The sequence below is a fragment of the Pseudoalteromonas sp. SG43-1 genome, from assembly GCF_014164415.1.
Classification (GTDB): Bacteria; Pseudomonadota; Gammaproteobacteria; order Enterobacterales; family Alteromonadaceae; genus Pseudoalteromonas; species Pseudoalteromonas distincta.
Genome location: NZ_JACJFD010000005.1, coordinates 78,375 through 92,478, shown reverse-complemented (window position 1 = coordinate 92,478; position 14,104 = coordinate 78,375). Strand labels below are relative to the sequence as shown.

Here is a 14,104-nt window from a genome sequence, read left to right as displayed (position 1 = left end):
GCTAGTTAATATTCGACTGTTGCTTGAATAATGTTGGGGTTGTATTAGTGGCTAACTTAAAAAAACGGCAAAAATACGCGCTATCTTTAAATCCTAAATGAAGCGCTATTTCGTCGATTGTTTGTGTAGTATAGATTAAACGTCGCTTTGCCTCAGTGATCAGACGTTGATGAGTAATTGCTTTGGGAGAATCATTTAATAAACTTTTACAAATACGGTTTAACTTTGAAGTAGATATATGTAGCTTCTCAGCGTAGTCAGGAATAGTCATATGTGAGGTATAATTTAGCTCAATTAAGCTTCTAAAATTAACGACTATTTCTGTTTCTCGACTGCGGGCGTTACTTGCCAAAAGAGTAGTGTTTTTTTGCCTAAAAATATTTAATAATATCAATTTTAGCAATTGCTCAACGGCAATAGGCGCACCTAATTCATTATAATTAATTTCATACATTAGCAGCTCTATGTAGTGCTTTAAATGCACTAAACGTGCTGCATTTTCAAACTCAACCGTTAATGGCTTTAATAACAATTGATTCAGGCTAGTCTCACCATAATTGCTTACTAAAAAACAGTCGTCTATTGAAATTACAAAGCCTTGTGTGCGTGGTTTAAAATGAAAGCCATGTACAACACCAGCCGGAATAATTACCCCCCAATCCCCATTCAGTTGATACTCTCTTTCATCTAACCTCGCAGCCCAAGAGTTATTAAAAACAATTACAATTTGAACTAACTTATTATGACGATGTGGTGATATCTCCCATTTAAGCTCACTGCTTCGATAAGCTATATCTTCAACATGAACAGCACCTGGCTCTTGGCGAATAAACGGCTCTCCGTATAGGTCATAAAATGGAATTTTTTTATTCATCTGCACGTGTACTCAAATTAACTTTGACTCAAAAGTACAACAGATGACATCAATTGTGAATGGTTTAAACATTAACTAATCAGCAATATAAAAGAACACGATGTTTTCAACGAGTATAAAAATGCAATCATTAAAAACTAAAATAGCAATCATTGGCGCTGGGCCCTCTGGATTGTTACTCGGTCAACTTCTAGCTAAAAAGGGGATCGATAACATAATTATAGAGCGCGCATCAGGCGAATATATTTTAGGTCGTATTCGTGCAGGTATTTTAGAACAAGGATTAGTGAGTCTACTAGCAGAAGCTGGTGTAGATGAGCGAATGAAAAAGGAAGGCCACATTCACGATGGCTTTGAAATAGCACATTATGGTCAACGTCATCGAATCGATATAAAGGCACTTACAAATGGCAGCACCGTTATGTGTTACGGGCAAACAGAAGTTACCCGTGATTTAATGCAAGCGCGCCAAAACATAGGGGCAACGACTTATTATGAGTCTAGTGATGTTGCCATTCATGAGCAAAGTTCAAACTCCCCATTTGTAACGTTTACACAAAATGGTATTGAATATAAATTAGACTGTGATTATATTGCTGGATGCGATGGCTTTCATGGCGTTTCTCGACAATCTATCCCTAAAGAAAAACGTAACGAATTTGAACGTATTTATCCTTTTGGCTGGCTTGGGTTACTTAGCGATACTCCCCCCGTTGCTGATGAGCTTATTTACTGTAAAACTAAACGAGGCTTTGCTTTAGCTAGTATGCGCTCTTCAACCCGTTCACGTTATTATTTACAGGTGCCATTAACTGATAAAATTGAAGATTGGTCTGATGATGAATTTTGGACTGAGCTTAAAAAACGCTTACCTGAAGACGTAGCTGAGATGCTGATTACCGGCCCCAGCATTGAAAAAAGTATTGCCCCTCTGCGTAGCTTTGTATGTGAACCAATGCAAGATGGACGCTTATTTTTAGTTGGCGATGCCGCTCACATTGTACCACCTACAGGCGCTAAAGGTCTTAATCTGGCAGCATCTGATGTATCCACCCTCAGCAAATTGCTAGATAAGACATACAATGGTGAGGAACCTGATGCGGTAGCCAAATACTCCGAAATAGCATTAAAAAGAGTATGGCACGCCGAGCGATTCTCATGGTGGATGTCAAACATGCTGCATGAATACGATGATGACAACATGAATGAAAACGAGACTAAAACGCTTGAACGATTCATGGCATCCGACCTTGATTTTCATCTAAATTATGAAGAAGGTAAAAAAGTAATAGCAATCCAATATGTGGGAATGCCATACGAGAAAATTTAAACAAGTTCCCTTAAAATAATAAGCTCATATGATATTAGTAACATGGGCTTTATTTATTAATATATAGGATTAGTTAACTAACTTAGTTATATCGTTTAAAAGCTTAACTATCTGATCGTTTTTGATAGCTTACCAAAACTGATTAAATTCAATAATTTCATTCTTTATCGCTGAAAGTAGTGGCAAATTTTGAGTAAAATAAGGTGATGGGTTGCCATATGTAACAAATTTAACCCAAACAACATACATTTCAGTGGCAACATTTTATCTGGAGGTGATTTGCTGCTGAAATTTAACTTTCACAGAATCAAAACAATTGAATTCAAATTGTATAATATGCCTCCTAAACTTTTCCTTTTAAGCTATAAGCTATGTATTTGAATCGTTAAGGCCATGTCTGCTACCCAATAAATACGGCTTACCTAGCTACAATTTTACTGAATCAATGAAATTTTTCGTAATAATTAAAAAGTAAACAGCAACGCTTTGGTCAGGGTTTGCGCCTTGATTTAATGCTATTGTGTGGTATTTGAGTTTAATTTAAATGGCACATATGCAGCTTTAGCATACTGAATCAGCCTAACAGACGGACCAAATGGTTAATACATTAAAATCTAATATCATGCTTAAAATGCACTAAACATGCTTTGTTTAATTTTTTAATAAACACATATCAACACGCTCTAAAAATATAAATTTTAGTTATGAAAATTTAATATTTATGCCAATAAAAGCCCGTATATATACGGGCTCTATAAATGTTTATTGGCTAATTAGATTGGTTATCTCATTTAAGCGATTCTCAAGTGGGTCTTGTTTTACCTCACTTCCGTTCTCGTTAAATTCAATTATTCTATTATCTTTAGCATTGTAATTAGGCCAAGCAATGCCTTGCTTAGGTGACGGGTTGCTGTATTTAGCAAACCTTACCCATGCAGCGTGCATTGCACTGGCAATTTTAAAATCGTTTTGCGATGTTAACGGATTTTGCGCAAGAGTATTAAATACAAAAGGTATTTCAGTGGCATGGTATGCGCCATCAACTTTGCCTTTTAAGTGGCTAGGGACGTAATTAAAACGATAAAGCCATGTAGGCTGTTCACTCATACTCGCTTTGCTTGCAATATAGCGCGCAGGTTCTACAAAACGCTTATCACCGAATATCATAGAGCCTAGCAGTGGATAATTTAACTCCCCATTTTTAGCTAGCACAAATGGCGCATACGCTCTAGTAAACTGAGCTTTATTGTTCACTGATTCGAGCGTTTCTGTGGCTATTGCAATAGCACCTTTCGGATTGTAGTCTTTTAAAAATCCCCACTTAAAATCCGTACTGCCAATAAAAAGTGGAACTTTTGTTTGTAGAGCTTGAGCAAACCCCTCCTCGTCACTTGTTAATACAATAGATGAGTCAATCATAGGCCCGCTGTAAGTAGGCGTATTTGCGTTCATCATATTCAAACCGCTCAATACCTTTTCTGCAGGTAAAGCACGTAGTTTTGCGAGTGCTTTTATATCATTGGTATTAATTCCCACACTTCTAGCAAATTGAATGCCAGCATCCTCAGTTGAAGGGTTACCTTTAGTGCCTTTTTTATTTAAGTATACGACCGTCTCTGTCGAATCACTTCTACCACCCCCTGATTGCACAATCGCTTTGTGAAAAAGCCCTTTAGATTGGGGCAATAACATATGAAAATTCACCGAGCGACCACCAGCTGACTCACCAAAAAGTGTTACATTATCAGCGTCTCCACCAAAATGGGTAATGTTATTTTTAACCCATTTTAGGGCCGCGATTTGATCCATTAAGCCGTAATTTCCAAGCGGTGTATTTTTGCTTTGTTCACTCAACCCAGGATGAGCAAAGAAACCAAAACGCCCTAACCTGTAGTTAAAACTAACAAATACAACGCCCGATTAGGCAAACGACTGACCACTATAAATAGCCGCTGACGAACCACCATTGACAAAGCCTCCACCGTGTATCCACACCATAACTGGGCGCTTTTGAGTGATATCTTGTGCTGGTGCCCATATATTTAAGTAAAGGCAGTCTTCACTCAATGAGCCTTTTAGGGGCGCCGAATCACCAGGAAATGTGGTTTGCATACAGTCAGGGGCATATTGAGTTGCATCAAGCACGTCTCGCCACTGAGTCGCACTTTTAGGTCCCTGCCAGCGTAAATTAGCAATAGGTGCTTGTGCATAAGGGATCCCCAAAAATTTATTAACTGGCATTTTTGTATCTAGTACAGACACCCTTTTAACAAGCCCTAATTGTGTTTTTGCAATCACATTATGTGTGGCTTTTGCTTGCTCATTAAGTTCAGCTGAGTCTTGCCCGTTCGCACAAATACTTATGCTCATAAACATTGCAATGATAAAGCGAATTCGTTTTAAGGTATTCATATTAAATTCCTGAATTAAGCAGGTTGCCTTATTAAGCAATTGCTTATTGATTAATGCAGCCACATGAAAAAGCCGCATTATATAAGTATTACTAACTTGGGTATCTCACACTGAAATAAAAAGAGCACTACTCTGTAGAGCAGGTTTAATTCGCTTTGTATTGGGTTAGCTGAATGTTCAGCTTTTATATCAACTTCGGCTATGTCCATGAGCGGTTATTACTAATTTTTTGTATGGAATCAAGATTTTGCTACTTTGGTTTTCTTGTAAAGGCCAACTTATATGTATTCTTTTTTAACCTTTAATGGAGTCCCGTAATGTGGGTAATGCTCGGCGAGATATTTCCAAATAGCATGAGAGGATTAGGCTTAGGAGTTGCAGGGCTTGCTCAATGGCTGGCTAATTTTTTAGTCACTATCACCTTTCCCATATTGCTAGCCGCTGGAGGGCTTGTACTCGCATATTCGCTCTATGCATTTTTCGCATTAATATCGGTGCTTTTTGTTATTTACTTAGTAACAGAAACCAAAGGAACGAAACTAGAAAACGTGTAACTTTATCGTCCTAAATAGCTAAATTTAGGACGATAATTTTTTAGTGCCTACCCAACTAATCTATAACCTACCGCAGGCTCAGTTAAGATATGAATAGGGCTTGCAGGGTTTACTTCAAGCTTTTGTCTTAGTTGCGCTACATGTACACGAATATACTCAGGTCTATTAATGTATTGCTCCCCCCATACCTGACTTAAAATAGCATTATGAGTAAGCACTTTATCTTTATTTTGAAATAACATAAGCAAAATTTTATATTCTTTATTAGTGAGCTTTACATCGCTACTGTTAAGCGTAACTGTGTGCTTATGCGGATCTATAATGATGCTACCGCATTGCAGTGCCAAACTCGGCTGTGTATTTACTCTTAGTAGCACACGCATTCTTGCCAGAAGTTCGTTTGCACTAAAAGGTTTGGTTATATAATCGTTTGCCCCATTATCAAGGGCTGTAACCTTTTCCACCTCGCCATCGCGAGCCGAAAGCACTAATATTGGTATTTGGCTCCATTGTCGTACTTCAAGTAACCAAGCTTGTCCATCCATATCAAGCAATCCCAAATCAAGTAACACTAAGTCAAAGCTTTGCACACTCATTAATGAAAAACCATCAAGCCCTTTCGCACTAATTGATACGTTATAGCCACTGGCACCTAGTAATGTTTTTAAAAAACTTTGCAATGCAGGTGAGTCTTCTAGCACCAATACATTAATCATTCTTTGCACTCCAGCTAAGTATTGCTGTGGCTACTTGGGTCAGCTCATCAATAGCTAATACAAATTCGCCTTGATGAAACTGAGCAACTACATCGCAAATTACGCTACCAAGCCCAACTCCTTCATCCGAACTGCTTGGATGAGTAACTATGAGATTGCTTACGGCTATTTTATAGTGTGTTATATTAGCAATTCGCTCAGTATTAAAGTCCACTGTCGCCGCTCCATCACCGTAACGTGCCGCGTTTTCGAATATATTCGCAAGCGCGATTTCTAAAAGTGTTATATCACCTATACAACAAGTAGCTTTATCAAAGACTAACACTAAGTTAAAACCACTTAATTGCTGCTGCCTGCGTGCTTTAGCCTCAGTAACAAGTGTATGTACGTTGATAGCTTGCCATGCTAGCTGCTCTCCTATTTTATTTACCCGGCTAAGCTCCATCACTTTGTTAAAATGCTGATTTAAGATTTCACTTTGCTCATAAATATTTTTTGCTTGTTCTGTAATTGATGCCTTACTCAGCTCAATATTTTCGTCAGCTAACATACTCGATGAGCCCATAATAGTAGCTAAAGGCGTGCGTAGATCATGAGATAAACTACGCAGCAATGCGTTTTTAGCACGTTCTAACTCTGCTTGTACTTTCATCGATGCAGACTGGTTTCTAAGATTTGAGTTTTCGTGGACCTGAAACAACAAAGACAGTGCCGTATCTATAAATGCACGGTTTTCAGGACTAAGTTTGGCATCTGAAATAAAGCCGCCCCATTGTGTGTTTTGTTCGATATTGAAGTACTCTCCATTATCCATTGTATTATTGTTCCAACGAAGTGTAATACCTAGATGGTTTTTAATCGATGTTGTAAATACTTGGCGCTGAGCGTTTATATCATCAAGCCCATTAAGCGCCTTAGCTAACTCATATAAACATCGTGTATTACTGGCATGTAACTGGGTATCACGAACGTTTTTACTTAGCTCGCCCGCCAATTTGCTTATCATCAAGCCAACTATAAGCATGACAGTAAAAGTGACTAAGTATTCAATTTTTTCGATATGAAATGTAAAATACGGCAGTACAAAAAACCAGTCGGTACATGCCACACTAACTAACGTTGTAATCCCCGCTAAGGCGGCATTTTGACGCACCGCAACCCATGCCACCCAAAGTAATTGCAACATCACAATGTCGGTGGTCGTTAGCCACTCTCGAACTGGAAAAATAGCCAGCACAATAAAAATAGGCGCAATTGTTGTTAATAAAAGCGGCTTAAGCCATTTATTAATACCCATTTGTGCACTCCCATAAAATTCTCTTTTTATAGGTTACTGCTTTTTAATACGTTGTGTATAAAGTTTTTATAAAGATTTTTGGCTGTAGTGTTAAATGTTTATAAAGCTTAATTGATATGGGGTGACTCTTTTCTAAAATTCCATAGTCTTTGCTATGTCGTATTTTTTAAATAGGAACGCACATGGCACAGTTTGCAGTAATTGGATTAGGTAGTTTTGGTGTTACCGCCTCGCTTGAGCTTGCTAATCAGGGGCATCACGTTTGCGCAGCCGATATAAGCGAAAGCACCATTAACACGTTTGCTAATCAGTTAAATTACACTGTCATTTTAGATGCTAGTGATGAAACACAGCTTGCTCGACTCGACTTAACCAGCTGCCAAGCTGTATTAGTTGCAATTGGTGAAAACATAGAAGCGAGTATTTTATGCGTGCTGCATTTAAAAAACCTTGGTGTTAAACAAATATGGGTTAAGGCGTGCTCTAAAAGTCACCATCAAATTTTAAGTAAACTTGGCGTATCCCGTATTATTCACCCCGAAGAAGAAATGGGTATCAGAGTAGCACATGCACTTAACTACCCTATGGTTAACCAGTATTTTGCGCTTACACAATCTACATTTATTGTTGAGCTTGCCATAGATTTACATTTATCAGGGCGCAATATTGGCTGGCTTTTAAAAGACCGTAACTCAGATATAAAACCGCTCACCTTACGCCGAGATGATAATTTTAATACAGACCTAACACTCGACACCGAGTTACGCCATGGTGATAGCCTTGTATTACTGGGCTCTAAACATTACCTAACAAAACTCACCAAACGGTTTAAAGCTTTATGATCAACTGGCAAGCACACGTACTTCCAAAGCAATTTAATCGCCGTTTAAAAAATTTCAAAAGGCCTGTTAACCCCCCTTTAATTTTAACTGCTGGTTTTTTTGCTCTCATTATTTTAGGCACTTGCTTATTACTATTACCTTTTGCAAGTGTTGAATCGCTTAGCTTTATTCAAGCTTTTTTTACTGCATCCTCTGCGGTTACAGTTACAGGCTTAGTTGTTATTGATACAGGTACTGCGCTAACCACATTTGGGCAATGTGTTGTTATGGTACTTATTCAAATTGGAGGAATCGGCTTTATGACCGTAGCCGTTATTTCATTTTTAAGTATTGGTAAAAACTTAGGATTAAAACAACGTTTACTTGCAAGCCAAGCATTCGATACAAGCGATTTAAATGGAGTGATCCATGTAGCTAGATGTGTAATAACTTACTCGCTAATAATTCAGACTATAGCATTTTGCTTACTTTTTATTAGCTGGGTAGATGACTATGGTATTGCGGGTAGCGCCTATCAAAGTCTATTTTATACTATTTCGGCTTTTAACAATGCCGGGTTTGCACTCGACAGTAATAGCTTAATGGCTTTTAAAAGTGATGTATCTGTTAATCTTATTATCAGTGCATTATTTATAATCGGTGGCTTAGGGTTTACCGTTTTAATAGATATATATCAACAACGTCGCTGGCATAAATTAGCAACTAATACACGTATTGTATTAATTGCAAGTGCTGTAATAAATTGCGGTGCATTTTTGCTTATTTTTTTATTTGAATATTCAAATCCAGCCACACTTGCCAACCTACCTATTAGCGAGCAAATAATTACTGCTTGGTTTCAAGCAGTTACACCACGTACTGCAGGCTTTAATACTTTACCTATTAGCCAGCTCAGTTCCGACTCGACATTGCTTACATTGTTATTAATGGTAATAGGTGGCGGTTCGGTAAGTACAGCAAGCGGCATTAAAATAGGAACTTTTGTTATTTTACTACTTGCTATGTATAGTTATTTACGTCAAAAACCACAGGTAACCATATTCAACAGAGAGCTAAGCGACAAACTTGTGATAAAAGCATTGAGTGTTGTAATTTTATACTTATTTACGGCTTTTTTAAGCATCATGATTATGAGTAAAATCGAGCAAGCGTCTCTTTTAGATATTACTTTTGAAGTAATTTCGGCATTGAGCACTGTAGGGCTATCTCGTGATTTTACTAGTAATTTAAGTATGCCAAGCCAGCTAATAATAATTTTACTTATGCTGATTGGCAGAGTAGGTCCACTGACATTTGCTTATTGTTTTGCAAAACCTAAATTACAACCTCTTAAATTTGCTAAAGCAACCATACAAATAGGGTAACTATTATTAAGGCCACTTAGCCTGCATAATTTATGTAAGGTATTATTGCGGTGCAAGTTAGAAAATTAATGACTCCTAAATATAACTTTATCTATTAGGGGTCTTTTATAGAAAAATAAAAATGAATATAAGCACTCTTTTTCATTGTAGGTATGAAAATAAATAAAATAAGCGCCAAACCATTACAATAGTTTTGGCGCTTATTAAAGGGGTAATATTTACCCTTTCATTTGTTCAAGCTCTTTGCCTTTGGTTTCGTGTAAAAACTTAAATACAAATATTTTTCATGATGTTGATATTGCCCCTGAAGGCAAAACACTACAAGAAAGCCTCGATTACGTAACGCACATAACTAACATTATCTAAAAAGAAATGCAGCGCACTGGTGTAAAGCCACTGTGGGGTACTGCTAACTTGTTCTCAAACAAACGTTTTTGTGCCGGTGGTGCAACAAACCCTAATCCTAATACGTATGCATATGCAGCAGCGCAAGTTAAACATGCAATGGAAATTACGCATCGTTTAGGCGGCGAAAACTACGTACTTTGGGGTGGTCGTGAAGGTTACGACACACTACTAAATACAGATCTTGCGCAAGAAAGCGAGCAGTACGCACGCTTTTTGAAAATGGTTGTAGAACACAAGAAAAAAATTGGTTTTAAAGGCACATTATTAATTGAGCCAAAACCACAAGAGCCAACTAAGCACCAGTACGATTACGATTACGATTACGATACAGCAACGGTTGCAGGCTTTTTACACAAGCACGGCTTACAAGACAAAATTAAAGTAAACATTGAAGCAAACCACGCAACACTTGCAGGTCATAGCTTCCACCACGAAATTGCCGTTGCTTGCGCTAAAGGTATTATGGGTAGTATTGATGCTAACCGTGGTGATATGCAAAACGGATGGGATACAGATCAATTCCCTAACGATGTAGCTGAGTGCACACTTGTCGTTTACGAAATTATAAAGAATGGCGGTTTTACAACCGGTGGCTTTAACTTTGATACTAAACTTCGTCGTCAATCGTGTGAACGCGATGATTTATTCATCGGTCACATTGGTGGTATGGATACGATGGCAAAAGCATTACTCAATGCAGCAGCAATGATTGAAGGCGGCGAGCTTTCTGACTTTGTAGAAAAACGTTACGCAGGCTGGAAAGGAGACCTAGGCCAAAGCATTTTAAAAGGTGAACAATCACTTGAGAGCCTTGCTACGTTAGTACACGAAAACGACATCTATCCTAAGCAAGTTTCTGGCCGACAAGAGCTGCTTGAGAATATTGTTATCCGCTACGTATAAGGACATCGTCTCGGTTTTAAAGCCGAGGCGTACATCATTATGAACTTGTTAGAACAACTCAAAAGTAACCACGGTCGTTGCCGACAGTGGCGATGTAGAGTCAATCAAAGCCCTACAACCGGTTGATGCAACAACCAATCCTTCGTTAATTTTACAAGCTGCAAAATTACCTCAATATAAACACTTAAATACGTTTTTCACATATATGTAATTGTTATATCTGATAGTTTTTAAATTGCTCCCACACAGCCTCTGCTACAGGTCCCAACACTTCTCCCCTTTTCTTAATAATGTAATATTTTAGAGGCGTTATATTTTGCACATCACTAAGTGACAGCATTTTCAGAGTATTATTTGCAATACCTTCATCAGCTAAATAACCTGGTAATTTGCCCCAACCCATTGCACTTTCGATAAGCATTTTTTTAGTTGGAAAGTCATTTACATACCATCGTCGCTGACCTTGCTGTACACCCCACTCTATGTTTTTTGAACCAGTGCCTGAGTCCTGCACAATTATTTGGTATTCGTTCAACAAATCAGTGGCTTGCCTTAGGTTTGGATTTCGCTTTAACAACAAAGGGGAAGCTACATTGATTAATGAGCCGCTATTTAACAAATGCTTTTCAGTTTTCTCTTCTTGTGCAGAAAATTCCATTGTTGGTGTTATACACAGATCGGCACAGCCATCAAGTAAGGCTTCAATTGCACCTGTTATGTACTCTTGCCTGATTATTATTTGAGTTTCAGGGAACTGATTTTGCATATTTTTTAGTAATGGTAAAATACCTTTTAAATTAAATGATGCTTCAATTGCAATCGTTATACTTACCTCGTTCCCCTGTGCTATGTGGTGTGCAACTTGTTTAAGTTGTGCTGCATCATCTAGCAATTTCATAGCCTTATGAAACATAGTTTTTCCTGCACTGGTAAGCTCTAACCGATAACCATTACGACTAAATAAGGCAAAGTTAAGGGTATTTTCTAGTTGCTTAATACCTTGGCTTATAGCTGGTTGAGTTTTGTGTAAAAGAGCACTTGCTTCACTCAATGATCCAACCTGAGCAACAGTAACAAACATACTAAGCTGTTCTAATTTCATAATTTACGCCAAACATGTAAAGCTAAAGTTTATATCTTATAAAAAAACATTCAATATTAATTAATAAGAACTGTGATTATTCTAACGTCAAAAGCTAAGCATCTGCTTAAATCACTCTTATTAAAGTTGGGAATAACATGAGCACAAAAGTAAAAAGAATTTTTATGTATACATCACTAGGATTAACAACACTTGCCTTTATAGCTGCAGGCTCTGCAAAACTAGCAGGAGTTGAGCAAATGCACTTATCTTTTGCACTCATGGGTTTACCTGCTTGGTTTGGCTATTTTATTGGTGCAAGTGAACTTGCAGGTGCTGTTGCTATTTGGATAAAAAAACTAAGCATTATAGCTGCAAGTGGTTTGTTAGTTATTATGGCTGGTGCAACATTTTTTCATGTAGTTTACGACAGTGTTGCCAATGCAATACCTGCCGTTATTTTATGTGCTTTTTTAATTAATATTATAATTAACCGAGTCAATGATATAAACGCCTAGGATAGTAAGTAACCTAGAGCTATTTTAAATACAATGAATAACGATATATTCGCCTCTATCGTTATTCAAACCCTCATTTACAAAATGACTAATGCTTTCGCATCTCTCATTTAGGATAAAGATAACAAACTCGATCTCTAAACAAACAAAGGCTAAGGTTGTTTTATCCATTAAATTTTAATTTTGAGTTCATAACCTGTATTTAATAATTAAATAAACGGCGTACTAAAGTTTATTACTTGGGCTTTTAATATGCCTAATTAACTAAGGTGTAAAATATGAAAAAAACATTTTTAGGCATTTTCTCGATTACAGTAATAACTTACTTACTGAGCGGCTGCACAACATCAAATAACGGTAATATTACAAAATTGAGTGAAGATAAAATAAGTACTAGATTAAATAAATTACCTTCCTCGCTAACCTCTAGTGATTTGTTCAATACCACTGTTCTTGAACCCACTCAGCTATTTGATAACCTTTATTTTGTAGGATATATCAGCGTAGACACTTTTGTTATCACTACAACTGAGGGCATTATTTTAATCGATACCATGTGGACTCCGCACGATGCCAAACATGTGATTGTTCCTGGACTAAAAGAGTTAGGCTTAAATCCTGAAGATATTAAATACGTAATAGTTACTCACGGCCACAGCGACCATTATGGCGGCGCTCACTACTTTGAATCACATTATGGCGCTAAAATTTTAATGAGAAAAAATGAGTGGGACTACATCCATAATCCAAATGCACCTGTATTAACTGATCCTTTCGGTAACTTTTCTACCGAAATACCATTACCTAGCACTTACACCCAAGTTATCGATGGCGAAAAAATAAGTTTAGGTAAAACTAATTTAACTGTACTTGCTACACCAGGACATACGCCTGGTGGGTTGTCTTTGATAATACCTGTTACAGATAATGGCATACCTCATACAGTTGCACTTTGGGGAGGTACCGGTTTACCGGATACTAAAGAAGCAAATCAAACTTATTTGCACTCTTTAAATTATTTTCAAAAAATTGCAAACAAAAACGATGTTGATGGAAGTATCTCAAACCACCCGTTTTCACATGATCTAATTAATCAAATTAATACATTAAAAAATCGTAAATCTGATCAACGAAACCCCGTGATAACCGGTAATAAGGCATTTAATGAGTACATAGACGATGTATTGCGAAATAACGTTCAAAAGAAACTTTCGTCATTTGAGTCAAACTAATATAGCTTTTCACGCACCGGCGTTATCGTGCTAATGTATTTATAATGACGGTATATGTCGCTTTAAAGCGATACTCATTACTAATATAAAAGCATAGTGCACTTCTTTTTATGAAACCCCACATTTGATAGTCTGTATAAAAATACAGACTATCAAATGTGGGGTTAATTACTTTTAGTTTGGTTTATTGTTCTACCAAAATGACCGATACGTCGTCTGCATGAAAATCAGCAGTCAGTTCGTTTGACTCCACATAAAGTAAAGCCGCACTTTCCTCGGTTGTTATTGAATGGGTATAAGTGCCCGAAAGCTTTACCCAATCGCCTGCAACTACGTTTGTAACAGTGGTTAGCTCGAGGTATTCAGTGCTCGCATGCTCAATTTGCAGTGTAAGTTTAATTCCTGGCGATACCGCTGTGTTATCGTCAGATAACTTAACCCACGCAGATACATTATAGGTTTTGCCCGCTGTGAGCTTGGGTTGTTTCAAGTGAAATAGTAGCACTGACTCGTGATTGCCATGAATCAAGACCGGCTTCAAAGTCACCATTAGTTAGCAGCTCTGCGTGTTGT

At 37.5% G+C, this 14,104-nt stretch carries 10 protein-coding genes and 4 pseudogenes; 8 read left to right on the top strand and 6 right to left on the bottom strand.

The features are described from left to right. Position 1: 1 nt before the first annotated feature. Complete coding sequence (locus H5159_RS06090; protein ID WP_182779982.1) at positions 2–874, bottom strand: helix-turn-helix domain-containing protein; 873 nt, start codon at positions 872–874, stop codon at positions 2–4. 121 nt (positions 875–995) lie between these two features. On the opposite strand from H5159_RS06090, the gene pobA reads away from it, so the two are divergent. After that, on the top strand, positions 996–2,204 hold the full coding sequence (gene pobA, locus H5159_RS06085; protein ID WP_182711651.1) for a 4-hydroxybenzoate 3-monooxygenase: 1,209 nt from the start codon (positions 996–998) through the stop codon (positions 2,202–2,204). A 762-nt stretch (positions 2,205–2,966) separates the two neighbouring features. On the opposite strand, the pseudogene H5159_RS06080 reads toward pobA, so the two are convergent. Continuing rightward, positions 2,967–4,574, bottom strand: a pseudogene (locus H5159_RS06080) (carboxylesterase/lipase family protein). Between the two features lie 305 nt (positions 4,575–4,879). Between H5159_RS06080 and H5159_RS06070 the strand changes: the two are divergent. Next, a pseudogene (locus H5159_RS06070) lies at positions 4,880–5,170 on the top strand (MFS transporter); the annotation flags it as partial. 47 nt (positions 5,171–5,217) lie between these two features. Here the strand turns inward: H5159_RS06070 and H5159_RS06065 are convergent. Then, positions 5,218–5,886, bottom strand: a complete 669-nt coding sequence (locus H5159_RS06065) for a response regulator (RefSeq protein WP_182779978.1) — start codon at positions 5,884–5,886, stop codon at positions 5,218–5,220. Next, on the bottom strand, positions 5,879–7,183 hold the full coding sequence (locus H5159_RS06060) for a DUF4118 domain-containing protein (protein WP_182779976.1): 1,305 nt from the start codon (positions 7,181–7,183) through the stop codon (positions 5,879–5,881). Before H5159_RS06060 ends, H5159_RS06065 begins: the two co-directional genes overlap by 8 nt. 182 nt (positions 7,184–7,365) lie before the next feature. On the opposite strand from H5159_RS06060, the gene H5159_RS06055 reads away from it, so the two are divergent. The 4 genes and pseudogenes from H5159_RS06055 to H5159_RS06040 all read left to right on the top strand — a co-directional run. After that, positions 7,366–8,025: a TrkA family potassium uptake protein gene (locus H5159_RS06055; protein ID WP_182672167.1), complete on the top strand. Its 660-nt coding sequence runs from the start codon at positions 7,366–7,368 to the stop codon at positions 8,023–8,025. After that, on the top strand, positions 8,022–9,389 hold the full coding sequence (locus tag H5159_RS06050; protein WP_182779974.1) for a TrkH family potassium uptake protein: 1,368 nt from the start codon (positions 8,022–8,024) through the stop codon (positions 9,387–9,389). The genes H5159_RS06055 and H5159_RS06050 overlap by 4 nt, the downstream gene beginning before the upstream one ends. Positions 9,390–9,671: 282 nt before the next feature. Next, positions 9,672–10,700 (top strand): annotated as a pseudogene (locus tag H5159_RS06045) (xylose isomerase); the annotation flags it as partial. A gap of 36 nt (positions 10,701–10,736) precedes the next feature. Continuing rightward, positions 10,737–10,887 (top strand): annotated as a pseudogene (locus H5159_RS06040) (transaldolase family protein); the annotation flags it as partial. 27 nt (positions 10,888–10,914) lie between these two features. Here H5159_RS06040 and H5159_RS06035 read toward each other — a convergent pair. Beyond that, positions 10,915–11,802: a LysR family transcriptional regulator gene (locus H5159_RS06035; protein ID WP_182779972.1), complete on the bottom strand. Its 888-nt coding sequence runs from the start codon at positions 11,800–11,802 to the stop codon at positions 10,915–10,917. 164 nt (positions 11,803–11,966) lie between these two features. On the opposite strand from H5159_RS06035, the gene H5159_RS06030 reads away from it, so the two are divergent. Both H5159_RS06030 and H5159_RS06025 read left to right on the top strand, forming a co-directional pair. After that, positions 11,967–12,299 carry a DoxX family protein gene (locus H5159_RS06030; protein ID WP_240915869.1) on the top strand — a complete coding sequence of 111 codons (333 nt, stop codon included), beginning with the start codon at positions 11,967–11,969 and terminating at the stop codon, positions 12,297–12,299. Positions 12,300–12,577: 278 nt separating this feature from the next. Beyond that, a complete protein-coding gene (locus H5159_RS06025) occupies positions 12,578–13,531 on the top strand; it encodes an MBL fold metallo-hydrolase (RefSeq protein WP_182779970.1) in 954 nt (317 codons plus the stop codon). 184 nt (positions 13,532–13,715) lie between these two features. On the opposite strand, the gene H5159_RS06020 is transcribed toward H5159_RS06025, so the two are convergent. Beyond that, entirely contained in the window at positions 13,716–14,072 is a 357-nt protein-coding gene (locus H5159_RS06020) for a carbohydrate binding domain-containing protein (protein ID WP_259399093.1), read from the bottom strand. Positions 14,073–14,104: the final 32 nt, after the last annotated feature.

What these genes read in the sequence shown, in the direction of transcription:
- H5159_RS06065 (WP_182779978.1), bottom strand. Translation starts at nt 5,886, where the DNA reads ATGATTAATGTATTGGTGCTAGAAGACTCACCTGCATTGCAAAGTTTT.
- H5159_RS06060 (WP_182779976.1), bottom strand. Translation starts at nt 7,183, where the DNA reads ATGGGTATTAATAAATGGCTTAAGCCGCTTTTATTAACAACAATTGCG.
- pobA (WP_182711651.1), top strand. Translation starts at nt 996, where the DNA reads ATGCAATCATTAAAAACTAAAATAGCAATCATTGGCGCTGGGCCCTCT.
- H5159_RS06035 (WP_182779972.1), bottom strand. Translation starts at nt 11,802, where the DNA reads ATGAAATTAGAACAGCTTAGTATGTTTGTTACTGTTGCTCAGGTTGGA.
- H5159_RS06050 (WP_182779974.1), top strand. Translation starts at nt 8,022, where the DNA reads ATGATCAACTGGCAAGCACACGTACTTCCAAAGCAATTTAATCGCCGT.
- H5159_RS06025 (WP_182779970.1), top strand. Translation starts at nt 12,578, where the DNA reads ATGAAAAAAACATTTTTAGGCATTTTCTCGATTACAGTAATAACTTAC.
- H5159_RS06090 (WP_182779982.1), bottom strand. Translation starts at nt 874, where the DNA reads ATGAATAAAAAAATTCCATTTTATGACCTATACGGAGAGCCGTTTATT.
- H5159_RS06030 (WP_240915869.1), top strand. Translation starts at nt 11,967, where the DNA reads ATGTATACATCACTAGGATTAACAACACTTGCCTTTATAGCTGCAGGC.
- H5159_RS06055 (WP_182672167.1), top strand. Translation starts at nt 7,366, where the DNA reads ATGGCACAGTTTGCAGTAATTGGATTAGGTAGTTTTGGTGTTACCGCC.